Genomic DNA, 24,200 nt, shown 5'->3' with positions numbered 1-24,200 from the left:
TAGGAGCTGATTATCTAATAAAATAGTCAGCTCCTTTTTGTTATCTATTCATTCCTTCTAAACTATTCTCACTTTAATTAAAACTAAAAATTCATCAGTTTATACCGATATAAACACTATAACCCTCAAGGAGATGGAACTATGAACAGGATTGGAGAGATTGGTAGCAGTAGTAATTTTCAACAGGTTGGTCAGACATCATCAGCTACTCAAAGTGAAGCGATTGTAAAACATACGAAAGAAATTGCAAATGAATTAAGCCGACAAAGTGAAAAGCCTAAGGCAGAGCAACTGGAGAAGGCTGTTCAGGGTATGAATGATTTACTAAAGCCTTATGATTCTCATTTGAAGTTTGAGTATCACGAAGACTTGGGTGAATATTACGTAACGATTGTTGATGATGTTTCAAAAGAAGTGATTAAAGAAATTCCTTCAAAAAAACTGTTGGATTCCTACGCTGCGATGGCTGATTTTCTTGGAATCCTGATGGATCAAAAAGCATAGGAGTGAGTTTATGCGTATTGGCGGATTAGCAAGTGGAATGGATATAGATTCGATTGTTAAAGATTTGATGAGAGCTGAGAGAATGCCTTTGGATCGCATGAGGCAGGATAAGCAGACATTGGAATGGCAGCGCGATGATTACCGTGCAATGAATGCGTTAATGCTTGATTTTAGAAACAAGTTATCGGATATGAGATTTACAACAAATTACCGTGCACGAACTGTGTCCACTTCTGATGATACACGTGTTACAGCAACAGCATCCAGTGCAGCGGCACAGGGTTCTTATTCTATCACTAAAGTAGATAAACTTGCTTCTGCAGAAACATGGGTTACGAATTCTAGTATTAATAGTAATAATAGTAATCCGGTTGATAGCTCAAAATCGATTAAATCACAGGAAGGTTTATTTGGGAAAACATTGACTTGGAATACAGGAGCAGTAGGTTCTCAGACAATTACTTCTAATGGAACAGATCCCATTAAGCTAAACCTTCATGCAGATGAAGCGATTGTTAATGGTGAACTGAGTAAGATGAGTGTAAAAGTAAATGGCACATCTTATAAGGTTGTTGATGCTGCAAACCTTGAAGGTGCTGCGAATCAGGTAACAATAAGTGCGAATGGTGAATTATCTTTCAGCAGTGACGTGCAAATCGCTTCCGGTGCTGCTGTTAGAGTCGATTACGTTACTAACCAGAAGGTACATGAAGGTACACTTAAAGAAGGCGCGGGCACATTTAGTTTGAGCAAAAAAAATCTGGTAGAGGACGGATTTGCAGTAAGCCTCAATGGCGGAGCAGCTGTCTCGATCTCTAATGTGACCGATAACATTGGTACACTTGATGGAATTGGTGAAATCAACCTTGATACCGGTGTTATTACATTTGATGATGGTGTTGTTTCTGCTGATATGTCAATCCGTGTTGATTATAAGCAGGAGTACACAAGTTTAACAGCAGGTGCTTACAACTCTTCGTCAGGGGCTTCACCAGTAACGGAGAATTTTTTAATTGAATCATCACAGTCATTGAATCAGGTGTTCTCAAGAGTGAATACAAGTAAAGCAGGCATCTCAATGCTTTTAGATGAGACTACGGGTCAGCTTTCAGTAATGAAAAAAGAAACCGGAGATTACAATGCAGGTGGAAATGATATTCAGCTTGAAGGTAACCTGGCCGGTTTACTCAATCTTGATTCTGCAACTGTTACACAAGGAGCTGATGCAGAGTTCATGATTAATGGACTTGCAACAACTAGAAAGTCTAACACATTTACAATGAGTGGTGTGACTTTTACCTTGAAGCAGACATTTGCTGAAACTGAAACTCCTGCAGGCCTCACTGTAAATAACGATGGCAACCAGGTATTCGATAATATTAAAGAATTTGTAGAGAATTATAATACACTAATTGGTGGTATTAGTCTTAAAACTTCTGAGGAACGGTATCGTTCATTCCAGCCTTTAACAGACGAACAGCGTGGTGAAATGTCTGAGAAACAACAGGAACAGTGGGACGAAAAAGCAAAAAGTGGTTTAATCAGAAGAGATCCGATCCTGACCGGTGCACTTACTGCAATGAGAAATGATTTTTACTCGCCTGTTAATAATGCAGAGACTGATCCAATGATGAGACAGCTAGCTTCAATTGGTATCACAACTACCTCGAATTATCGTGAGGGTGGTAAATTAGAAATCAATGAAGCAAAATTAAAAGCAGCGATTAACGATAATCCTGAAGCAGTAGAAGCAATGTTTATCGGAGGAAGTAATAGCACGAATGACAGCGAAAAAGGGATTATTCATCGATTGCATGATACAGCGACTGAAACAATGGAGCGTCTTCGTACGAAAGCAGGGAATGAATTCTCGACGTTGCAAAATTATTCGCTTGGTAAAAGTATTGTAAGTGTTGATGAGCGAATTCAGCGTTTTGAAGATCGTCTCATTCAGGTTGAAGACCGATATTGGGCTCAATTCACTGCAATGGAAAAAGCGGTCAACCAGGCAAACTCCCAGGGAGCTTATTTAATGAGTCAATTGGGTATGGGTGGTCAGTAATCGAACAAGGAGTGTTTTAAATGGTGAAAAACCCACAACAGGCGTATGCAAATAACTCAGTCAACACAGCTTCACCAGGCGAATTAACATTAATGCTGTATAATGGTTGTTTGAAGTTTATCAAGCAGGCTGAAATAGCGATTGAACAAAAAAACGTTGAACAGAAGAATATAAATATACAAAAGGCACAGGCTATATTACGTGAACTTTCAGTGACACTTAAAACTGATCAGCAGTTGGGTAAAAATATGCTAGCCCTCTATGACTTTCTAATTAGTCGTCTGATAGAAGCAAATATACAAAACAATAAAGAAATTCTTGGAGAAGTAACTGGTTTTGTGACTGAGTTCAGAGATACATGGAAACAGGTTATTCAGGAAAACAGAAAGCTTCAGCAAGTAGGAGCAGGCGGTAGAGTTTGATGTCACTGGAAATTTGTCATCGAATTACTAAGCAGTTATATGAAGTAGTAACTGCAGAAAAAGATGCCGATCGCGATGAAACCATTGAAAAAATCACTTCACTTTTAAATGAAAGAGAAGTGGTTCTGGCGCAAGTTCAAACGCCGGAATCTGATGAAGAACAAGAGTTGGCTCAGGATATTATTAAATGGAATAAAGTAATTCAGTCGGAACTGGCGATCATCAAGCTGGATATTCAGAAAAAGATTAAACAGACCGGTGAAAAGAAAAAAACCGCTGGAAAGTATAATAATCCATACGCAAACGCAGAAGCAAACGATGGCATTTATTACGATAAGCGGAACTGAAGGGAGCAAGTGAAATGGATATCGCAGCATTATCAATCGCACTCAGCAGTTCCAAAGTGCAGCAGGGTGCATCGATTGCTCTTATGAAAAAGACAATGGACCATTCACAGCAGGGAGCGAATTCGTTAATTGAAATGATGAGTTCTACAAATGCAAAAGCAGTTCAGCAGGCAGCCCAGCCGCATTTGGGCGGGAATGTTGATGTGAGTAAGTAGAATTTAGAGTGTCTCTAAAGTTATTAATAATAACTTTAGAGACATTTTTGATTGCTTTTAAAAAGTCGTGAAAGGAAAATATCTATGTCTAATCATCACAGTGTAAAAGTTCCAGGACATCCGAATATATATGGCGACACAAATGAACGACAACTAAGGATTGATTTTTCAGTACCTGAATCAGGTGTTAATAACAAAACGGGCTTGTTACTTATAGTTCCAGGTTTCGGTGGTAATATTGATTCTAATATATATAAGAAGTTAAGAAAAAATTTGGCGGATGAGTATAATTTAGTAACAATCCAATGTGATTATTTCGGCAGCGCATACATGCAGAGCGAAAAGAATTATAAACAAGAGTTTGTGCTGACTAATAATTTGTCTGATTTGACAGTTCGAAGAATAAAAGATACTCCAGAGAACCTAGTTAACATCATGAAATCTTCAAAAGAGAATTTTTTGATAAAATGTAAATTGAATGAGAATATAAGTAATTTTAACGATATGGGATTAATGCAGGCTATAGACCTTATTACTGCGATTGAAGTTGTGAAATTAATATTAGCAGATAATTCTTTTGACTATGATGAATCAAAAGTGATTGGATATGGTCATTCGCATGGAGCATTTTTGTTGCATTTAGCAAATCTTCTTGAGAACAATTTTTTTTCGAACATAATTGATAATTCCGCATGGATAGAACCAGTTTATTTAACTAGAGATAGATACATAAATATAAAACTTGATCAATCGATCGTTAACTTTCAGTTTGAATATTTGAGTAAGCGGTTAGTGACAGACCCTAGTTTTTTAAATTTAACTAATCTCTATAAGGACTTTCAGAATATGGCTCAGATTATATCTTATCAAGGTGATAACGACAACCTTGTTAGTTGGGAGGAAAAGTGTAATCTGGCGGATTCTTTAGATCAATGGTCTATTAAAGTTATCACTGATAATGAGGTTGACCAAATCAGGTTCTTTTCAAATACTCATGGCCTAGCTGCAGATTTCCTGGAATTGTTTTATTACAGCGTAACCTCACTGAAGGCTTCAAATGAAAAGAAGGGTATTACTACCGGTACTAAGAAACTAACAGATAAGATATCAATGGTAGTAGATAGCTCAAAGGGTTTACCAACTTATAGTTTTACAGGGTTGAATAATTATATTGGAAATTGATTTTATATCTAAATTCCGATTGGAATTTTCTTTTATAAAATAATTCATATGACATTAAGCTCAGTACAGCGACGCTTGACTATAACCTGGGGAGTAAGGTCCCTCGTCTGTAGCTGTGTATAAGAACGGGACAGCTATTAGTTTTGATGAGGATCATGGTTTTACATACTACGAAGTCACTCAAACAGTATCGCTGCATGGTGATGCAAGTCCGCTCTCTGGAGAACCATTTCCAGATTACAAAGTCTATGCTGTAAATCCTTCTGCACTCGCTATTGATGTCCCGGCAGGTTCATATGTGTTCGACAGTCAGACATGAATACGCTGATGTTAACAAAGCGGCAGCAGCTGATCAAAATGGCTGGGTACAAAATGGCACAAAGGTTGAACTGCTGGGGGATGCCCGGCCTGATGCGATATACGGAAACTACGCACATCTACTGCAAGCTTATTATGTGCCTAAAATGAGTGTAGCATTAAATCAAGCTGGTGTTGCAGGTGTCGGTGCTGCTGAAGCGTATTGTGACCATACACAGGACGGATCTATATTTCAGTCTGAAATTTTGCCTGATTCTTTAGAAGTCAGGTTAAATGGAAGTCTATTAAATGATGAACAATTTACTTTTGAAAATGGCAGAGTGACTCTGATACCTGAAGAAATTGACCTGGAAGTCCTCAGTCAATGTTTGCAGTTTTCATATGACGTACGTCAGGGCACCGCATACGGCGACAACGAATTCATTTTCCAAACAGGTGCAAATGCGGGTATGCAAAAAGAAGTATCAATCGCCTCATTCGACAACCTCCTGGAAACAGTCAGCATGCTTTGTGTTAGAGAACATGACCATGCAAGCCAAGGGTTGAATGTTGTGGATCAATCACTTGCTTTTATCACAAATGAACTTGGAAATATGGGGGCAGTGCAGAACAGCCTTGAGCACATTGCTTCCAACCTGGCGAACCAGACTTAACAGACTGCGTCTGCTTTGAGCAGAATTGAAGACCTAGATATGGCTAAAGAGATGATGAACAAAACCAAATTGTCCATCCTGGCGCAGGCTCAGCAGACGATGATGCTGCAAGCGGGGCAGAGGCAGGAAGGGGTATTGGAGTTGTTGAGAGGGTAAGAGCAGGAAGAACAGTACCGGTGTTTGAGCTGGTGCTGTTTTTTGATGAAAAGGTGTTGCTGCAGCTGTGGGGTGGGGGTCATTTAAGCTGGACCACTACAGCTGGCGTAGTAAAGGGTCTGACCCGTGTCTACGCTCTGACCCTAATCTCCGTTCGTGTTCACAACTTTAATCCCAAAAAACCACTTCACAAATAAGCCTAAATACCCGATAATAGAATTATACATACACAACGTTTGGTGGGGGTTAGGGTGTTGAGGATTAAAGGGAAATTAATTATTTCGTATTTGATCATTGCTGCGCTTTTGCTGGTGCTTGGTTTTGTGGGCTTGAATTCTTTGAATGTGGTGAATGAGAACGGCAAAAGTATGTATGAGGATCGGCTTGTGCCGCTTTCGGTTGTGACAGATTTGACAAGGGTTTCTGAGGATACACGTGTCAAGATGTCGAGTGCGGTGCTGCTCGAGAGTCCGCGTATGACGTTTGATGCGCAGAGTAATTTGGAGCAGGTGGATATCCTTGTTGATATGTTGTGGGCGACGAATCCCGGCCCGCAGATGTCTGAATATTTGACGAGTTTTGAAGAAAACTGGTCAGTGTACCGTGAGTCGGTTGAACGGAATATTCCGGTGATCCAGGCTGGCGACTTTGATGAGGCGGCACAGGGAATCGGCGTGTCGGGGTCTGTTTTTGACATGGCAGAGTCTGACCTGATTGATTTGAAAAACCGCAGCGTTGAAGTGGCGGATGAGCTGAATAATGAAAATGCTGAAATTTTCAGCACGAACCAACTGATTATTTTAGTGATCAGCGTAGTGGCGTTGATTGCCGCGATTGCAATCGGAGTGTCAATGGGTCAGTCGATTGGAGGACCGCTGAAGCGTGTGGCTTCCCGGATGGAGCGTGTGTCTGAAGGTGACTTAACGCGTGAACCGCTCACTTCTAAAAGAAAAGATGAGATCGGTACGCTTGTTGCGGCAACGAATAAGATGCAGGAAGATCTGAAATCAGTTGTCGGTAAAATTGCAGAAGCTACTGACAATGTTTCTGCTCAAAGTGAAGAATTGACGCAGTCTGCTAATGAGGTGCGTGAAGGCAGTGAGCAGATCGCTGTGACGATGCAGGAGATCGCTTCCGGAACTGAGGCGCAGGCAACAAATGCCGGCACCCTTTCAGAAACGATGGAAGGATTTACTGTGAAGATTCAGGAGACGAACGAGCAGAGCCAGGCCATTTCAACGCGTTCACGTGATGTAATGTCGAGCGCTGAGGAAGGCTCTCAGATGATGGAGTCCTCGATTCAGCAGATGATGATCATTGATCAGGTGATGACTGATGCAGTCAGTAAGGTGCGCGGATTGGATGAGCAAACGAATGAAATCACGAAGCTTGTGGGCGTGATTCGTGATATTGCTGAACAGACCAACCTTTTAGCGTTGAATGCTGCGATCGAAGCGGCGCGGGCAGGCGAACAGGGCAAAGGATTCGCAGTTGTCGCGGATGAAGTGAGGAAGCTTGCTGAGCAGGTGGCAAATTCAGTGAATGACATCACAGGCATTGTGACCGGTATTCAAAGCGGCTCTCAAGTTGTGGTTGGCTCACTTGAAAAAGGCTACGAAGAAGTCAATGCCGGTACACAGCAGATTGCTCTGACAGGTGAAAAGTTCAATGAAATCAATGGTTCCATTAAAGAAATGATTCAGATGGTAGACCGCATTTCAGAGAATCTTGAAGGCATTTCCGGCAGCAGTCAGACGATGAATGCAAGTGTGCAGGAAATTGCATCCATTTCAGAAGAGTCAGCAGCGGGTGTTGAGGAAGCTGCAGCATCAAGCGAGCAGTCGCTGAGTACGATGGAGACGATCACTGCAAGTGCAGATGAGCTTGCCGGACTGGCTGAGGAATTAGCTGGTGAGGTAAGAAAATTCAAATTGAATGCATGATGAAAGAACCCGGGGCGGCGAATGCTCCGGGTTTATATCTGAATGATGGTTGTACAAAACTGATTTTTACATAAAACAAAGAAATTAAGCTGAAAAAGGGGTCAGGATTGTGAAGATTAAAGGGAAATTGATCGTGTCTTATTTACTGATTGCGGGACTTGTACTTGTGCTTGCCGGGGTGAGTCTGATGTCTTTACAAGAGGTCAGCAAAAACGGGGAAGAATTGTATGACAGCCGGATGGTGCCGGTGACGAAACTGATCGAGCTTGGTCAGCTGACTGAAAACACGAGGGTGCAGATCTACGGGGCGATTCTGACTGAGAAGGCAGATATGATCAGTGCCGCACAGGGGAATCTGCAGGAGGTTGATCAGCTGATCGGCACAATGAGAGAAGCGTCAACAGATCAAAAAAATACAGAACTGATTGATGCGTTTGAACAGGACTGGAGTGCGTTTACAGAGCTTGTGGAAAATAATATTACACTGATTGAAGATGCGAATCCTGATGCGACAGATGCTTTACTGGGTGAAGGAAGTCTTCTGTTTGCCAAGTCTCAGGGAAGTCTGCGCGAATTAAAAGAACATAATCTGCAGCTGGCAGAGCGGCTGAATAATGAGAATAAGCAGACGTACCAGCTTAACAGAATGATCATTTTTATCATCGGAGGAGTTGTACTGCTGGCAGCGATTGTACTTGGGATTCTTGTCGGCAGAGCGATTGCGAATCCGCTGAGAAAAGTATCTGACAGAATGACAGCCGTTGCAGGCGGGGACTTAAACCACGAGCCGCTGACATTTAAGCAAAAAGATGAGATTGGTTCTCTTGTGACTGCGACGAATCAGATGCAGGAAGAACTGCTGGCGGTTATTCAAAAAATTGCTACAGCTACTGATCTTGTGTCTTCCCATAGCACGGACCTCAAGCAGTCGGCCAATGAAGTGCAGGGCGGGAGCAGGCAGATTGCTGTGACGATGCAGGAAATTTCATCGGGAACAGAAGCGCAGGCGGTAAATGCAGGGACGCTTTCAGAAACGATGGATGGATTTACAGCCAAGATTCAGGAAACAAATGCCCAGAGCCAGGCGATTTCAACGCGTTCACGCAATGTGATGTCGAGCGCTGAGGAAGGCTCTCAGATGATGGAGTCATCCATTCAACAGATGATGATTATCGATCAGGTAATGACTGAGGCAGTTGGCAAAGTGCGCGGGCTGGATGAACAGACGAATGAAATCACGAAGCTTGTCGGTGTGATTCGTGATATTGCTGAACAGACCAACCTTTTAGCGTTAAATGCAGCGATCGAAGCAGCACGTGCAGGTGAGCAGGGTAAAGGGTTTGCGGTCGTTGCGGATGAAGTACGTAAACTGGCTGAGCAGGTATCGAATTCAGTCAATGATATTACCGGCTTTGTTAGCGGGATTCAGTCAGAGTCACGTAACGTGGTCGGATCACTTGAGCAGGGCTATGAAGAAGTCAATGCCGGTACACAGCAGATTGCGGTGACAGGTGAGAAGTTCAATGAGATCAATGGTTCAATTAAAGAAATGATTCATATGGTTGACCGCATTTCAGAAAACCTTGATGACATCTCCGGCAGCAGTCAGACGATGAATGCAAGCGTGCAGGAAATCGCGTCTATTTCTGAAGAATCAGCAGCTGGTGTTGAGGAAGCTGCAGCATCGAGCGAGCAGTCGCTCAGCACGATGGAGACGATTTCTGCAAGTGCAGATGAGCTGGCGGGACTGGCTGAGGAGTTGGCTGTTGAGGTTAGAAAATTTAAGTTGAATCATTAATGATGTCGGACCCGGGGGCTATGATAGCTTCCGGGTTTTTGTTTTGAGGGAGGAGCTGGGTCAGAATCAGGGGGTGGTTGTTGTATTTTGGCTGGTAGGTGTCGTGTCTGGCCCGAGCAGCTGTAAGATACACCCGGGTTTGTTGCAGTGAAACAGCTCGTAGGTGTAGTGAAATGTGGTTACGTTGCAGTGAGCCAAGCTACTGAGTGCAGCGATATACCCTCGTGATGCCCTTAAGAAACTAGAGGCTTGTTTCCGCAGGGCATTCAGGGCGGCTTCGCTGTTCTCGACTGCTGGCTTGTGGTCGTGTGATGCTCAGTTGTGGTCGTATCGCGCTGCTCAATGGTCGGATATACCCGGGTTTATAGTCGTGTCAACGGCCGCAGTGGTCGTATCAGTTCAGTCAATGGTCGTGACGCCGAAATCGGTCGCAGCGCCACCTCTGAAGACCTGGGACAGTCCCGGGTCTTCACTAACCACTCCTTTTATCACAATTTTCAAAAATATTATCCGACAAACCTCCCTATTTTCTTACATATGCTTTATAATAGTCTTAACAATGGTCTGGGGGGTATGGCAATGGGGTTCTTTGATCGCTTGAAGAGAGATGAGACGGCGGCTACGGCTGCTGATCTGTCGTTTACTGTGGAGGAGAAGCATTTAAATGAGTTAGGTGTTTTTGCGAAGGCTGCGCTTTGGGCGATTGATATTCAGACAGGACTTGTGACAAGCTGTACCCCAAGTATTGAAAAGATTTGCGGTTATCCGGCAGAGATGTTTTTAAGGGATGAACTGAAGTGGGAGCATCTGGTGCCAAAAGAGTACCATCATTTATACCTTGAAAACCAGAAGCAATTAAAATTGGGAAAGCCTGTTCAAAGTCAGTATCAGATCAAAGACAGGTCGGATAATCTCCGCTGGGTAAATGACCGGGTGATCCCGGAATTGGACGAGGCTGGTGAGCTGGTCGGCATTTATGGACTGGTGCTTGATATCACTGAGGAGAAGGAGCGCGAACTGAGGGATGCTTATGAGGCGGAGCATGAAACGCTGACGGGTCTGCCGAATCAGAAGCGTTTGAATAAAGATTTGAAAGAGAAGATGGCGCAGGGGAAACCGTTTACCGTGTTCTCGTTAAAGCTTGACCGGATGACGCTTGTGGCTGATGTAATCGGTCGTCAAACCGGTGAGGAAGCGGTCAGAAAAATGGCGCAGCTGCTTGAGGTGCTGAATCAGGAGCGTGCGAAAATCTATCATGTGAGGAAGAATGAATTTATTTATGTATATGATCGGCAGCTTGATGATGACGAAGCAGTCAAATTGTGCCGGGAACTGATTGATGGGATTCAGTATCCGATTATTGTGGATAAGCTTGAACTGTATTTTACAGGGTTTGTTGGTGCAGCTGCGTTTCCGGAGGACGGTAATACGCCTGGTGCGCTGATTCAGAATGTACATAAAGCACTTTACTATGCGATTGAATCCGGTGTAAATTCCTATATGGTTCACTCTAAGGATCTTAGTCTTGATACATATAAACGAATCTCGCTTGACCGTGATTTATTTAAAGCTGTAAAAGAAGGCCAGTTCGAATTGAAGTTCCAGCCGATTGTGGAAGCGGACCGGAACATGGTTGTAGGGGCAGAGGCGCTGATTCGTTGGAACCACCCTGAATGGGGGCTGCTGTCACCGGATGAATTTTTGAATTTAGCTGAAATGAATGGCCTGATCGCGGACATCGATAACTGGGTGCTTGAAGAAGTGTGCAGAAATCTTGATTTGTGGCGCCGTCAGAAGGTGCCGCTCGTGCCAATTTCAGTGAACCGTTCTGCTAAAAGTTTTCTGCAGTTCGACACGCTTGAGCGGATGATTACACCGCTCAGAACCTACAATGTCGATCCGTCACTTATTAATTTTGAGCTGACGGAATCATCATTTGTTGAAAACTCGGACCGCGTTGCAGAAGTGATTGCTCAGCTGGGGGAAAAAGGTTTCCGTATTGCGCTAGATGATTTTGGAACAGGATTTTCGTCACTGTTTCACCTGAAAGAATTTCAGGTGCAGACACTGAAAATCGATCGTGAATTTATCGGCAGTCTGCTTGACGGGCCTGAAAATATGGCAATCACAAACGCTATTATTCAAATGGCGCAGGACCTTGACCTGAAAGTCACAGCTGAAGGCGTCGAAGAACCTGTTGCACTGCGCTGGCTTCAGGAGCGCGGCTGCGATTATATTCAGGGCTACATCTACAGTAAACCTGTTTCCGCTGAAAATATCCGGAAGATTTTCGCGAAACGTGTGCTGAAACCCGTCTACGCAGGCGGTCAGCTGGTTGTGGAAAATAGACGTCAGTATTTCAGGATCAAGCTACCATACAAAATGACCGGTGCCATGACGATCACACAGCTTGCCGGGCGGCCGCTGTCTATTGGTAATACACCGATTCTGATTGACGATATCGGCGGTGGCGGACTCTCCTTTACGGGGAAAATGGAGCTCCCAATCAGGCAGGACGTCATGATGAAATTCAGCTTCGAAATAAATGGGAAACTGTTTGAAATGACGGGTCAGTGCAGAAGAAAAGATGAACTCAAAAATCATCTCTACAGCTATGGTGTGGAATTCCTCATCAAAGAAAATGATCGGGACAAACTCATTTCAGCCCTGCACGACTTGCAGGTGCATCTGAAAGAACATCCTTATAACCCGATCTATCCGTATTTTAAGGAAGAGGCGTTGGAGTATTTTCGGGGGTAGTAGTGAGGGTCTGACCCGCCTCTACGTACCAGGCGGGTGAGAAGCGGAGACTTAGGTCTTCGCTTTTTTGCGTTGTGGCGAAATGGACGGCCAGTCTTTGTGGAGGGCCTGAATGTCATATATGTGCTTGCGAAGGTCGTATTGCACCGTGTGAAGCTCGGATACACCCGGATTGGAGGTCGTATATACGCCGGCGAAGGTCGTGTATGCACAATCGGGTGTCACATCCGCACATCCCAGTCCCCCGCCACACCCTCGTAATGCCCTTAAGAAACTAAAGGCTTGTTTCTCAAGTGCATGAAGGGCGGCTTCGCGGTCCCAGGCTAATGACTTGTGGTTGTATTCTGCTCAGTTATGGTCGTGTGGCACCGCACAGTGGTCGGATACACCCGGATTTTTAGTGGCGTCGGCGGCCGCAATGGTCGTATCAGCTCAATCAATGGTCGTGACGCCGGAAATGGTTGCACTGTCACCCCTCTGAAGACCCGGGACTGTCCCCCATCTTCACTCTTTTTCCAATTCCCTCCTATTCCGCATTTCGAAATAGTCTGTTACAGTAGATGAAAAATGTGTGAAAGGGGGACTTTGGGTGCAGAGGCTGGGGAAGTATAATACGCTTCGGAATCAGATTTTGATTGTTTTTTTGATTGTGATGGTGATTGTGCTGGGCTTTGTGGCGGTGTCGACTTATTATTTTGGCGGACAGATTCTGCGCGATAATGCGGAGCGCCAGTTGAAGCAGACTGCGGTTCAGGCATCGGGGAAGACGGATACGCTTTATGGTCAGATTGATTTGTTAACGAATCAGGTAGCGACGAATCAGTCTGTGCAGCAGCTCCTCACCCGTTTATATGACGGGGAGGAGGCGACGTTTCAGCAGCGGCAGTCGCTTTTAACGATCGGAAATACGTTTCAGGCGTATTCGGACGGGATTCAGTCGTTTGAGATGTATAGTGCTGAGAATCAGCGGCTGTTTCCGTTAGATGATACATATTTGTATGACAGGATCGCGCCGTACTGGGTGGTGCGTGCGGATTATGAGAAGGGGCGCCAGATCTGGGTCGGGCAGGATCCGGAGTACCCGGGTTCGCTGCTTGCGATCAGGCGGATCAGTCTGATTGAGCGGAGTTTTGCAAGCGGCGGGTATCTGGTGATCAGAATTGATCCGAATTATTTCAAGTTCTCTGACGGAGAGCGTACTGAGGATAGGGATGCGAAGGTGCTTGCCGATTCGAACGATAATGTGATTACGACGAATACAAATTTTGCGGAGGCACTGCTTGATCAGGAAGGTGAGCAACGGGTAAGTCTGGATGGAGAAGAACATATTCTCGTGCAGGAGACCTCGCCTGTGACTGGGTGGACAACTTATATTGCCACGCCGATGACCGCGCTCGCTTCAGGTGCGAGTGTGCTCGGGCTGATTATTTTACTGTCAGCGCTTTTAGGCATGTTGATATTCGGTGCGGCGTCATACGGCTTTTCAACAGTTATTACAAAGCCGATCTTCAAACTGACTGAAACGATGAAAAAAGCGCGTGAAGGTCATCTTCAGAAAAATAAGATCAGGTCATCGTCAATTGAGATTAATGAACTGAATCAGACGTATAACCAGATGGTTGAGCAAACGAACCATCTGATACAGGTTGTGTATGAGAAAGAAATTATTCAAAACCGGGCAGAATTGAAAGCGCTTCAGGCGCAGATTAATCCGCATTTTCTTTTCAACACACTGAATGCGCTGTACTGGCTTTTAGAGGAAAAAGAGGAGAGTGAGCTGGCTGAGCATGTGGTGACAATGTCCGAACTGTTCCGCTATACGATTTCAAATGGTCAGAAAAAGAATGAGTGGGTAACGCTTCAGGAGGAGCTTGATCACGCAGAGCGCTATATGTCTGTGATGAAGATGCGTTTTGGGGACAGGCTCACATGGAAAATCGTGCTGCCGGATCAGGTGAAGTCGATTCAGATCCCAAAGCTCATGATTCAGCCGCTCGTTGAAAATGCAATTATGCATGGGATTGAAGGAAAAGTGAAGCCGGGTGAAATTAAGATTGAAGTAGCTGAAGTGGGAGCGGATCGTGTGCTTGTGATGGTCAGTGATGACGGTCCGGGTATGTCAGATCAGCTGCTGACTCAGGTGACTGAAGCGATGAAGGCTGAAGGCATTTCATCTAAACGGGGGAACGGCGTCGCGCTTGCGAATGTGCATCACAGACTGCTGCTGCATTTTGAAGGGCATGGCACGAGCGGCCTTCAGATTGATAGTGTCGAAGGAAAGGGAACCATGGTGTACTTTGAATTGCCATATTACGAATCAAAGGGTGAGCGTCTTGGATAAAGAGAGAACGATTTTACTGGTGGATGACGAGGAAACAACGCTGCGCGGACTGACGAAGTCGCTTGAAGTCTGGGCTGACGGTAGATATATGATACGCTCGGCTGGTTCAGCAGAAGAAGCAATTCAGACAGCGCAGCAGGAAAAGGTACATGTGATCGTGACGGATATCTGTATGCCTGAAATGACAGGGCTCGAGCTGATTGAAGAAATTCAGCGGCTCGGTCAAAAACCGGTATCACTTATTCTGTCCGGGCATTCTGAATTTGAGTTTGCGCAGACGGCGATCAGACTTGGCGTGCTGAATTATCTGGTGAAGCCTGTGCAAAAGAAAAAACTGATTCAGTCGGTTGAAGAGGCACTTGAAAAAGAATTTTCCGAGGAGCGTGCAGGCATTATGCAAAAAGCAGCGGATCATTCGCTGACCGGTCTTGAACAGGACCAAAAACAGATGACCTCACCTGTGCAGGCGGGCAGAGATTATATTGACAACCATATGGACCGGCAGATGACAATCAGGGAAGTAGCAGAGCACGTACACTTGAATCCGAGTTACTTCAGCGTCATTTTCAAAGAGCAGACGGGTCTGACATTTAGTGAATATGTCACGCGTAAAAGATTGCAAAAGGCGAAGCATCTCCTTTTAACAACGTCTATGCCGGTTGCGGATATTGCAGAATCGGCCGGTTATCAGACGGCGAAATATTTTAATAAGATTTTTAAAGAGTACGAAGGGATAACGCCTGGCAGGTTCAGAAAGCATCATAACTGACTGAAAATTCGATCTAATCAAAGTGGAATTTTCCCCAATGAGTGTGACCTACCGGCCAAAAGATACCGGTGCTACACTTAAGTCAGCTCCAAACAAACAAAGGGGGAACACATTACATGAAAAAGAAAGCGTTAACATTTTCGGCGGCTGCCATGACAGCTGCACTGATTATGGCCGGATGTTCATCGGGGGAAGAAGCAAGCGGTACTGCATCAGAAAGTGAAAAAGTTGTAAAGTTCATGCACCTCTGGCCATCGGGAAGTTCGAAGCAGCACAATATGATCGCATCAGACATTATTGCTGAGTATGAAGAAGCAAACCCGGGTGTCACAATCGAAACAGAAGTACTTGAAAATGAACAGTATAAAAATAAAATCAAAGTTCTTTCATCATCCAATGACCTGCCGGATGTCGGCGTAACGTGGGCAGCAGGTTACCTTCAGCCGTTTGTCGAAGGTGAATTATTCGCACCGCTTGATGATGTACTTGATGACGGTCTGCAGGATCAGTTCGTAGCGGGTACAACTGAAGCTTATGCAATTGATGACCAGACTTACGGACTGCCGCTTGAGTTAAATATTGCGCCAATTTACTACAATAAAGCGATTTTTGAAGAGCATGGCATTGAAGTTCCTGAAACGTATGAAGAATTTAAGCAGGTGGTAGAAGACCTTGAATCAGCGGGCGTTGCACCGATCGCACTCGGGAATAAAGACCGCTGGACAGGCTCACTCTGGTACATGTATCTGGCTGACCGTTTTGGTGGACCTGAAGTGCTGACGCAAGCGATCAACCGCGAAGGATCATTTGAAGATCCGGCACTTGAACAGGCTGCAGAGGAAATTCAGTGGCTTGTGGATGCAAATGCATTTAACAAAGGATTCAACGGATTATCAAATGATGAAGGTAAATCTGAATTCATGAATGGTAACGCTGCAATGTATCTGATGGGTACATGGGAGTTGCCGAACTATACAACGAATGAAGACGTACCGCAGGAGTTCCGCGACAATATCGGATTCTTCAAGTTTCCTGAAGTTGAAGGCGGAGCAGGCGATATCGACAGCTGGGTTGGCGGACCTGGTGTAGGGTTATTCGTCTCTGAAAACTCTGAAGTAAAGGACGAAGCAAAAGAATTTGTTAAGTTCTTTGTTGAAAAGTGGGGCGAGCGCTCTGTAACGGATGCTGGGGTCATTCCGGCAACGGTTGTGAACACTGAATCCGTTGACCTGCCTGAGATGTATATTGATGTGCTTGATGAGCTTGGGAATTCAAGTAACCTGACGCTGTTTGCAGATGTGCAGATGAGTGCTGGCGTTGCTGAAACGCACTTGAACCTGATCCAGTCACTGTACGGAAATGAAGTCACACCGGCAGACTTTGTCAAACAGCACGAAGAAGCCCTAGCCGCTGAGTAGGCGCTGACTTTGCTGACGATAAGAGAAGACATATCACCAGTTTTGGGTATGTCTTTTCTTTTACGCGAAAATCGGGTTTCCTGAGAAGCGGGCGCAAGATCGGCGTTCCAGGCGAAGGCTTTCCGGACGGCGGTCGCCAAGCCTCCTCGCCTCCGGCTGCGGGGTCTCGGCTATCCCGCTAATCGTCCCGGAGTCCCCGCCGATCTTACACTGTGGAATGTAAGGGGATGCTGGATTTGAAATCAGACATATTAAAATCCAATTTTGTTTTAGCACAGCTGGTGATTGGAGCGGAAGGGGGACGACTCCAGCAGGAGAAGCGTGACAGGTGAGACCCCACAGCGCGAAGCGCGAGGAGGCTCACCGCACGCCCTGCGGAAAGCGTTCCCCCTGCAGCGGAAATCACCAGCCCACTTCAAATGCACAACGCTCAACACTACGAAAGGAATGATCGTATGGATCAGGCTTTATCCAGTAAGAAGATGATTGCTCTTTACCTTGCGCCTGGGCTGCTTTTGCTGCTCGCGCTTGTGTATATTCCGATTTTCCAGACAGGTTATTTTGGTCTGATGGAATGGAACGGGATTGGGGAGATGTCGTTTATCGGCCTTGAAAACTATACGCTGTTGATCCAGGACGCAGCGTTTTGGGATAGTGCGTGGCACTCTTTGCTGCTCGCAGTATTTTCAGCACTCAGCCTGATCGGCTATCTGCTGATTTCACTTGTGCTTGCAGGCAAGATCAAGGGTGCGAACTTTCTCAGAAAAATCTATCTCGTTCCAATGCTGCTCGCATCTGTCGCGATTGCGCAGCTCTGGATGAAAATTTATCATCCGACAAACGGAATCTTAAACACACTATTGATTTCGATTGGCATTGAAAATCCGCCGGCTTGGCTGGCAGAACCGTCGCTTGCGCTGTTTGCAATTTTCATCCCGATCATCTGGCAGTATGCAGGGTTTTATATCCTCATTTACTACGCTGCTTTGAAAAATATCCCTGAGTCACTTGTTGAATCTGCAAAAATTGACGGCGCAAGTGCCTGGGATATTGCATGGAAGATCAAAGTGCCACTGATTATGAACGTAATCAAAGTGACGATCGTACTTGCAGTAGTCGGGTCACTGAAATATTTTGATCTGATTTATGTCATGACAAACGGTGGTCCAAACGGCGCAAGTGAAGTGATGGCGTCATACATGTACGGTCAGGCATTCAGCCGTTTTGACTTCGGCTATGCAAGTGCCATTGGGTTCTTCCTGCTGGTGATCTGTCTGCTGATTACATGGCTGATCCGAAAAGTCACAGTATCCGATGAAGATATTCAATATTAAGGAGGCTGCTTTATGCGAAATGAAGCATTAACTGAAAAACAGACCGCATTGGCACGCCAAAAAGCTGCTGAACAACAAAAAGGGAAAATCAGACACACGATCAGCATGACGCTTTTATATATCGTGCTCGCGATCGTCGGCGTCTTTCAGATTTTCCCGCTCGTATGGCTCGTGCTATTTTCACTGAAAAACAATCAGGAAGTATTCGAACTGTCACCATTCGCCCTGCCGGCCACTCCAAGATGGGAAAACTATATCAGAGTATGGACGGAAGGAAACATCGGCCAGTATTTCTTTAACAGCGTGCTCTATACAGGCTCAGCTGTTGTGCTGACGATCCTTTTCGCGAGTATGGCCACATTCGCTTTGACAAGAATGAAGTGGAAAAAGAGCAGTCTGTTTCTGGGGCTGTTTATGGTCGGGTTAATGATCCCGGTCCACTCGACGTTAATTCCACTCTTTAATACTTTTTCAAATCTGGATCTGATCAATCATCCACTGTCGATCATCCTGACGTACACGGCATTTAACCTGCCGATTACGATCATGATACTGTACGGGTTTTATCAGGTGCTGCCGCGTGAAGTGGAAGAAGCGGCTGTGATGGACGGGGCATCTGTCCACAGGATTTTCTTCGGTATCACACTGCCAATGACAGCGCCTGTGATTGCAACGGCTGCAATTATCAACATGATCTATAACTGGAATGAGTTCGTTTTTATCAACACATTCATCAGTGCTGATCAGTTCAAAACGCTGACAGTCGGTATCCAGAACTTTATCGGACAATACTCAACTGACTGGGGTGCAATCGGGGCAACGCTCGTCATCAGCATCCTGCCAATTCTGATCGCATTCATCTTCCTGAGCGACCGGATTGTTGAAGGGATTTCAGCCGGGTCAGTGAAGGGGTAGCGTAGAAGCGGGTCTGACCCGGGTCTACGCACCACCGAAGACCAGGGACTGTCCCGGGTCTTCACTACATAACGAAGAAAGGATGATCTACATGAATCAATTTTTCAACGCGCATCATTCACCGATCGGGGCGTTTTCAAGTTTTACGCTTGGGTTCCCGGGTGCAGGGGGCGGGCTCGATGTGGAGCTTGGACGTTCTCCGGCGCAGAATGTATATATTGGGCTTGAGTCGGCTGAAAGGGAAGGACATTATGATGCTTTTCCGTTTTTCCATCAGCTGACTGAAGAGGAAAGTAAGCGGTATGACATAGAAAACATGGATCCGGATCCTGATAAGCCGAAAATCCTTCATCAGTTTGCAAAAGAGGATATCACAAGAGAATTCAAGCTTGGCACAGATAAATTTAAAGCAGGCGATATGGAACTGACGATTTATTCAAAAGCAGAAAGTGTTCCGGATCCTGAGAAAGCGGATGCGGATGAATTGAAAATGGTCATTGTACCAAGTGTGCTCGCAACACTGACGATTGATAATACAAAAGGCAGCCGCACGCGACGCGCGTTTTTTGGCTACCAGGGCACTGATCCTTATACATCTGTCAGAAAGCTTGATGACACGATGGATGCAAAAGGATTTGGTCAGGGCACATTCACAGCTGTCACCACAACGGATCCTGATGCGCATTCTGCCATGCACTTCAGCCTTGAAAATATCCTGACAGATCCGCATGAAGAAAACTGGGCGTTTGGCCTCGGAACTGTAGGGACACTGCTTGTGGATGTGCCTGCGGGTGAGAAAAAGACGCTTGACGTAGTCATCAGCTTTTACCGTGATGGGAATATTACTGCAGGCATGAAGAGCAGCTATTATTATACGAAGCTGTTTGATTCGATTGAAGAAGTCGCAGCATATTCACATGACCATTTCGACACGTTAAAAGAGCGTGCAGTTGCAGCGAATCAGCTGACTGAAGCTGACCATTTAACCGAGGATCAGCGGTTTATGATGAATCATGCGATCAGAAGTTATTTTGGCTGCACACAGTTTTTAATGCAGGATGATAAACCGCTCTGGGTTGTAAACGAGGGCGAGTACCGCATGATGAATACGTTTGACCTGACAGTAGATCAGCTGTTTTTTGAAATGAAGATGAATCCATGGACGGTGAAAAATGAACTTGATTTATTTATTGACCGCTACAGCTACCGCGATGAAGTGAGGTTCCCCGGTGAAGAGAAGACGTATCCGGGCGGAATCAGCTTCACGCACGACATGGGCGTCGCGAATACCTTTTCTAGACCGGGTTACTCGTCTTATGAGCTGTACGGCATTGATGGCTGCTTCTCGCATATGACGCATGAGCAGTTGGTGAACTGGGTGTTGACGGCTGCAGTGTATGTAAAGCAGTCGGGCGATCAGACCTGGCTGAAGCAAAATGAACAGATCGTTAAAGACTGTCTTGAAAGTCTGATGAATCGTGATCATCCGGACCCTGATAAGCGCAACGGCATTATGGCACTTGATTCTTCGAGAACAATGGGCGGCGCTGAGATTACAACATACGACAGCCTTGACGTATCACTTGGTCAGTCAAGAAACAACCTGTACCTTGCCGGCAAAACGTGGGCTGCCTACCTTGCGCTTGAACAGATGTTAAACGATACAGGAGACCGTGACGCTGCGGATGAAGCGTACAGCCAGGCTGAAAAAGCGGCCGCTACGATGGTTTCATTTGCAACGTCTGACGGTTATATTCCGGCTGTTATGGGTGAGAATAATGATTCGAAAATTATACCAGCCATTGAAGGACTGATTTTCCCTTATGTGCTTGGACTTGAAAAAGCGCTTGAAAAAGATGGACCGTTTAAAGAATATTTAAGCGCACTTGATACGCATTATGAAGCAGTGTTGAAAAAAGGGATCTGCCTGTTTGATGATGGCGGGTGGAAGCTTTCGTCGACAAGCGGTAACTCGTGGCTGAGTAAGATCTACCTGTGTCAGTTTATTGCCCGGGAAATTATGGGGAAAGATGTTGATTCCTCTGCAGATGCAGCACACGTGAAGTGGCTGACGCATCCTGAGCTTTCTTTCTGGAGCTGGAGTGACCAGATTATTAACGGTGAGATCGCAGGAAGTAAATATTATCCGCGCGGCGTGACAAGTATTTTATGGCTTGATGAATCTAAAGGAGATGAGGTTCATGGAAAAGACCATGAACGGGCTGTACACACTATGTGAATGGATCACCAAAGGCGCCTGGCTGAATCTGATCTGGCTCGCTTATCTGATCGCAGGGCTCGGCATCACTGCTGTGCCCGCTGCGATCGCCGCATTTACCGTTGTAAGAAAATGGCTGAGAGGCGAGGTGGATCTGAAAACGTGGTACACTTTCCATACTACATTCATCACATCCTGCAGGAAATCGTGGAAGCCGATGGTACTGTTTACGGCCGTACTCCTTTTGCTTAGCGCGCAGGCGGTGTACCTGCTGGTGCAGGAAGCCGTCCACCCTGTGCAGTTTACAGCGGTTGTGCTTTTTATCGCACTGGCAGGCGGCGTGGCGCTTTATCTGTTTCCGGTATGGGTTCATTATGAGCTCAGCTTTGTGCAAATGGTTAAACAGGCTGCGCTCATTGCACTCGTCAGTCCGCTGCACACGCTTCTCATGGTATTCAGCGCAGCGGCACTGGTTCTATTATTTGTGGCAATGCCTGCCCTGTTTCCGTTTTTCGGACTCGTCACATTTGCCGTTGCACTGATGGTCCCGGCCTACAATCGATTCCTCCAGATCAGCAGGAAAAAGGAGGCGCTTCAAAATGGAATGGTTTCATACAGTCACACTTCAAAATGAACATTTAACCGCAACAATCGTGCCGTCTGAAGGCGCAAATATGATGTCCCTGAAAAAGGGTTCAACAGAAGTGCTCCGCGCTCCCTCAAGTAAGGAAGCATACGAAAAGAAAAAAATATTGTTTGGCACGCCAGCCCTGTTTCCGCCAAACCGGATTGAAGACGGCACATTCCATTTTAACGGAACGGACTATAGTCTGCCGTTAAATGAAACTGATCTGAACAACCATATCCATGGCTTTGTTAGCGACCGTCCGTTCAGCGTCATCAGCCACTCAGATACGTTGCTGACAGCAAGGTTTGACAGTGGAGATCATCCTGAAATTTATGAAGGGTTCCCGCATCACTTTACAGTGGAACTCGATTTTGAACTGTCAGGTGACACGCTGATCAAGCGCTGCCGGATCAAGAATTTAAGTGAGCGCGATATGCCTGCAGGTTTCGGATGGCATACAAGCTTTTTATTTGATGCGGGGACAGATCAATTCACAGCTTCTGTAAAAGAACAGTGGGAGCTGAACGAACGTAACCTGCCGACCGGAAAAAGAAGTGACGCGACACTGCCGGAATCGCTTGATCAGGTCATGCTCGATGATGCCTATACGGATAATGGTCAGAGAACTGTGACAATCAAAAGACCGGAGATCACGATAAATTATAAAGCTTCAGAAGCCTTTATCATTTGGGTGATTTTCCATGAAGGAGAGGGATTTATCTGTCCTGAACCTTATACATGGATCACAAATGCACCCCATTTACAACAAGATCCTGCTGCAGGATTTAAAGCGGTTAAGCCCGGCGAAACGTTTGAGGTTTCTGCTGAGATCAGATTATTTGAGGAGGAAGACAAATGACGCATTTTAATGAAGGAAATATCCAGTTTGAAGGAGCAGGATCTAAAAATCCGATGGCGTTTAAATATTATCAGGCTGATGAAAAGATCAACGGGAAGACAATGGCTGAGTGGATGCGATTCTCAGTTGCCTACTGGCATACATTCACAGCGGACGGTACAGACCCGTTCGGCGCGCCGACAATGGTACGCTCGTGGGACCGTTTCAGCGGGATGGATCTTGCAAAAGCACGTGTTGAAGCAGCATTTGAGTTTTTTGAAAAGCTCGGGGTACCGTACTTCTGTTTTCATGACGTGGATGTGGCACCTGAAGGCAGCACGCTGAAGGAATCCTTTAAAAACTTTGATGAAATCACGGATCTGATTGAATCATACATGAAGACGTCGGATACGAAGCTTCTTTGGAACACAGCGAATCTGTTTACGCACCCGCGCTACGTGCACGGCGGTGCGACGACAAATAACGCGGATGTATTTGCCTACGCTGCCGCCCAGGTGAAAAAAGGGCTTGATACAGCAAAGCGTCTCGGCGCTGAAAACTACGTATTCTGGGGCGGCCGTGAAGGGTATGAAACGCTGTTAAATACAGATATGAAGCTTGAAATGGATAATATGGCACGCTTTTTCCATATGGCGCTTGATTACGCAAAAGAAATCGGGTATTCAGGTCAGTTCCTGATCGAACCAAAGCCAAAAGAGCCGACGAAGCACCAGTATGATTTTGATGTGGCAACGAGCCTGTCATTCCTGCAAAAATACGATTTGGCTGATCATTTTAAATTCAATATTGAAGCCAATCACGCAACGCTTGCAGGCCACACATTTGAACATGAGCTGCGCCTTGCAAGAATCAACGGCATGCTTGGATCAGTGGATGCAAACCAGGGCGATACGCTGCTTGGCTGGGACACGGATGAATTCCCGACTGATTTGTATGCTGCAACGCTTGCGATGGTCGAGATCTTCCAAAACGGCGGACTCGGGTCAGGCGGCCTGAACTTTGATGCGAAGGTGAGACGTGCGTCATTTGCTCAGGAAGACCTTCTTGAAGCGCATATTGCAGGAATGGACAGCTTTGCGATCGGCGCTAAAGTCGCTGCAAAACTCATTGAAGACCGCGTATTTGATGAGGTAATTGAAAACCGCTATAAATCATTTACTGAAGGTGTAGGTCTTGATATCGTGAGCGGTAAAGCAGACCTGAAATCGCTTGAGCAATATGCATTGTCACTGGATGAAATCCGTAACGAGTCGGGCAGACAGGAACGCCTGAAAGGGATTCTGAATCAGTATTTGCTGGAGACATTGTCGCAGGTGAGAGTTTAAAATTTATGTCCCCCGGAGCACCCGTGTCCCGGG

The 24,200-nt window shown here is 45.6% G+C and carries 20 protein-coding genes; all 20 read left to right on the top strand.

The features are described 5' to 3' along the window. The first annotated feature begins 141 nt into the window (after window positions 1–141). The 20 genes from flaG to xylA all read left to right on the top strand — a co-directional run bounded on the left by flaG (window position 142) and on the right by xylA (window position 24,167). Window positions 142–504: a flagellar protein FlaG gene (flaG, locus tag JOD21_RS13925; protein WP_204730195.1), complete on the top strand. Its 363-nt coding sequence runs from the start codon at window positions 142–144 to the stop codon at window positions 502–504. Window positions 505–514: 10 nt separating this feature from the next. Beyond that, window positions 515–2,566 carry a flagellar filament capping protein FliD gene (fliD, locus tag JOD21_RS13920; RefSeq protein ID WP_204730194.1) on the top strand — a complete coding sequence of 684 codons (2,052 nt, stop codon included), beginning with the start codon at window positions 515–517 and terminating at the stop codon, window positions 2,564–2,566. Window positions 2,567–2,586: 20 nt separating this feature from the next. Then, a complete protein-coding gene (gene fliS / locus JOD21_RS13915) occupies window positions 2,587–2,988 on the top strand; it encodes a flagellar export chaperone FliS (RefSeq protein WP_204730193.1) in 402 nt (133 codons plus the stop codon). After that, window positions 2,988–3,335 (top strand): flagellar protein FliT, encoded by a 348-nt coding sequence (gene fliT, locus JOD21_RS13910; RefSeq protein WP_204730192.1) that lies wholly within the window; start codon window positions 2,988–2,990, stop codon window positions 3,333–3,335. Before fliS ends, fliT begins: the two co-directional genes overlap by 1 nt. 14 nt (window positions 3,336–3,349) lie before the next feature. Continuing rightward, a complete protein-coding gene (locus tag JOD21_RS13905) occupies window positions 3,350–3,550 on the top strand; it encodes a YjfB family protein (RefSeq protein ID WP_204730191.1) in 201 nt (66 codons plus the stop codon). An 84-nt stretch (window positions 3,551–3,634) separates the two neighbouring features. Next, window positions 3,635–4,732, top strand: coding sequence for a DUF2920 family protein (locus JOD21_RS13900; RefSeq protein ID WP_204730190.1), 1,098 nt, complete (start codon window positions 3,635–3,637; stop codon window positions 4,730–4,732). Window positions 4,733–5,028: 296 nt separating this feature from the next. Continuing rightward, window positions 5,029–5,703: a flagellin family protein gene (locus JOD21_RS13895; RefSeq protein ID WP_204730189.1), complete on the top strand. Its 675-nt coding sequence runs from the start codon at window positions 5,029–5,031 to the stop codon at window positions 5,701–5,703. Window positions 5,704–5,718: 15 nt separating this feature from the next. Continuing rightward, window positions 5,719–5,859, top strand: coding sequence for a flagellin (locus JOD21_RS13890; RefSeq protein ID WP_275579601.1), 141 nt, complete (start codon window positions 5,719–5,721; stop codon window positions 5,857–5,859). Between the two features lie 254 nt (window positions 5,860–6,113). Further along, window positions 6,114–7,802 (top strand): methyl-accepting chemotaxis protein, encoded by a 1,689-nt coding sequence (locus tag JOD21_RS13885; protein WP_239581601.1) that lies wholly within the window; start codon window positions 6,114–6,116, stop codon window positions 7,800–7,802. 109 nt (window positions 7,803–7,911) lie between these two features. Next, the gene (locus tag JOD21_RS13880) at window positions 7,912–9,600 is read left to right on the top strand and encodes a methyl-accepting chemotaxis protein (RefSeq protein ID WP_204730187.1); all 1,689 of its coding nucleotides are present in this window, start codon (window positions 7,912–7,914) and stop codon (window positions 9,598–9,600) included. A 579-nt stretch (window positions 9,601–10,179) separates the two neighbouring features. Beyond that, window positions 10,180–12,360 carry an EAL domain-containing protein gene (locus tag JOD21_RS13875; protein WP_204730186.1) on the top strand — a complete coding sequence of 727 codons (2,181 nt, stop codon included), beginning with the start codon at window positions 10,180–10,182 and terminating at the stop codon, window positions 12,358–12,360. 589 nt (window positions 12,361–12,949) lie between these two features. Next, window positions 12,950–14,701, top strand: a complete 1,752-nt coding sequence (locus JOD21_RS13870; protein ID WP_204730185.1) for a histidine kinase — start codon at window positions 12,950–12,952, stop codon at window positions 14,699–14,701. Beyond that, entirely contained in the window at window positions 14,694–15,470 is a 777-nt protein-coding gene (locus JOD21_RS13865) for a response regulator transcription factor (RefSeq protein ID WP_239581600.1), read from the top strand. The genes JOD21_RS13870 and JOD21_RS13865 overlap by 8 nt, the downstream gene beginning before the upstream one ends. A gap of 116 nt (window positions 15,471–15,586) precedes the next feature. Then, a complete protein-coding gene (locus JOD21_RS13860) occupies window positions 15,587–16,888 on the top strand; it encodes an extracellular solute-binding protein (protein ID WP_204730183.1) in 1,302 nt (433 codons plus the stop codon). A 455-nt stretch (window positions 16,889–17,343) separates the two neighbouring features. Continuing rightward, the gene (locus JOD21_RS13855) at window positions 17,344–18,222 is read left to right on the top strand and encodes a carbohydrate ABC transporter permease (protein WP_204730182.1); all 879 of its coding nucleotides are present in this window, start codon (window positions 17,344–17,346) and stop codon (window positions 18,220–18,222) included. Between the two features lie 105 nt (window positions 18,223–18,327). Then, the gene (locus tag JOD21_RS13850; RefSeq protein WP_239581604.1) at window positions 18,328–19,137 is read left to right on the top strand and encodes a carbohydrate ABC transporter permease; all 810 of its coding nucleotides are present in this window, start codon (window positions 18,328–18,330) and stop codon (window positions 19,135–19,137) included. Between the two features lie 85 nt (window positions 19,138–19,222). After that, entirely contained in the window at window positions 19,223–21,376 is a 2,154-nt protein-coding gene (locus JOD21_RS13845; RefSeq protein WP_204730210.1) for a glycoside hydrolase family 52 protein, read from the top strand. Beyond that, window positions 21,339–21,989, top strand: a complete 651-nt coding sequence (locus JOD21_RS13840) for a YesL family protein (protein WP_204730180.1) — start codon at window positions 21,339–21,341, stop codon at window positions 21,987–21,989. Before JOD21_RS13845 ends, JOD21_RS13840 begins: the two co-directional genes overlap by 38 nt. Then, a complete protein-coding gene (locus tag JOD21_RS13835; RefSeq protein ID WP_204730179.1) occupies window positions 21,955–22,842 on the top strand; it encodes an aldose 1-epimerase in 888 nt (295 codons plus the stop codon). The genes JOD21_RS13840 and JOD21_RS13835 overlap by 35 nt, the downstream gene beginning before the upstream one ends. Beyond that, on the top strand, window positions 22,839–24,167 hold the full coding sequence (xylA, locus tag JOD21_RS13830; RefSeq protein WP_204730178.1) for a xylose isomerase: 1,329 nt from the start codon (window positions 22,839–22,841) through the stop codon (window positions 24,165–24,167). Before JOD21_RS13835 ends, xylA begins: the two co-directional genes overlap by 4 nt. The last annotated feature ends 33 nt before the right edge of the window (window positions 24,168–24,200 follow it).

Source organism: Jeotgalibacillus terrae (assembly GCF_016908195.1).
Lineage (GTDB): Bacteria > Bacillota > Bacilli > Bacillales > Jeotgalibacillaceae > Jeotgalibacillus > Jeotgalibacillus terrae.
Note: the sequence above shows the minus strand (reverse complement) of the source record. Positions and strands in the feature narration are given on the sequence as shown.

Excerpts from the sequence above, each read along its gene's own strand:
- flaG (WP_204730195.1), top strand. The coding sequence starts at position 142 with ATGAACAGGATTGGAGAGATTGGTAGCAGTAGTAATTTTCAACAGGTT.
- fliD (WP_204730194.1), top strand. The coding sequence starts at position 515 with ATGCGTATTGGCGGATTAGCAAGTGGAATGGATATAGATTCGATTGTT.
- fliS (WP_204730193.1), top strand. The coding sequence starts at position 2,587 with ATGGTGAAAAACCCACAACAGGCGTATGCAAATAACTCAGTCAACACA.
- fliT (WP_204730192.1), top strand. The coding sequence starts at position 2,988 with ATGTCACTGGAAATTTGTCATCGAATTACTAAGCAGTTATATGAAGTA.
- JOD21_RS13905 (WP_204730191.1), top strand. The coding sequence starts at position 3,350 with ATGGATATCGCAGCATTATCAATCGCACTCAGCAGTTCCAAAGTGCAG.
- JOD21_RS13900 (WP_204730190.1), top strand. The coding sequence starts at position 3,635 with ATGTCTAATCATCACAGTGTAAAAGTTCCAGGACATCCGAATATATAT.
- JOD21_RS13895 (WP_204730189.1), top strand. The coding sequence starts at position 5,029 with ATGTGTTCGACAGTCAGACATGAATACGCTGATGTTAACAAAGCGGCA.
- JOD21_RS13875 (WP_204730186.1), top strand. The coding sequence starts at position 10,180 with ATGGGGTTCTTTGATCGCTTGAAGAGAGATGAGACGGCGGCTACGGCT.
- JOD21_RS13860 (WP_204730183.1), top strand. The coding sequence starts at position 15,587 with ATGAAAAAGAAAGCGTTAACATTTTCGGCGGCTGCCATGACAGCTGCA.
- JOD21_RS13855 (WP_204730182.1), top strand. The coding sequence starts at position 17,344 with ATGGATCAGGCTTTATCCAGTAAGAAGATGATTGCTCTTTACCTTGCG.
- JOD21_RS13850 (WP_239581604.1), top strand. The coding sequence starts at position 18,328 with ATGACGCTTTTATATATCGTGCTCGCGATCGTCGGCGTCTTTCAGATT.
- JOD21_RS13840 (WP_204730180.1), top strand. The coding sequence starts at position 21,339 with ATGGAAAAGACCATGAACGGGCTGTACACACTATGTGAATGGATCACC.
- JOD21_RS13835 (WP_204730179.1), top strand. The coding sequence starts at position 21,955 with ATGGAATGGTTTCATACAGTCACACTTCAAAATGAACATTTAACCGCA.
- xylA (WP_204730178.1), top strand. The coding sequence starts at position 22,839 with ATGACGCATTTTAATGAAGGAAATATCCAGTTTGAAGGAGCAGGATCT.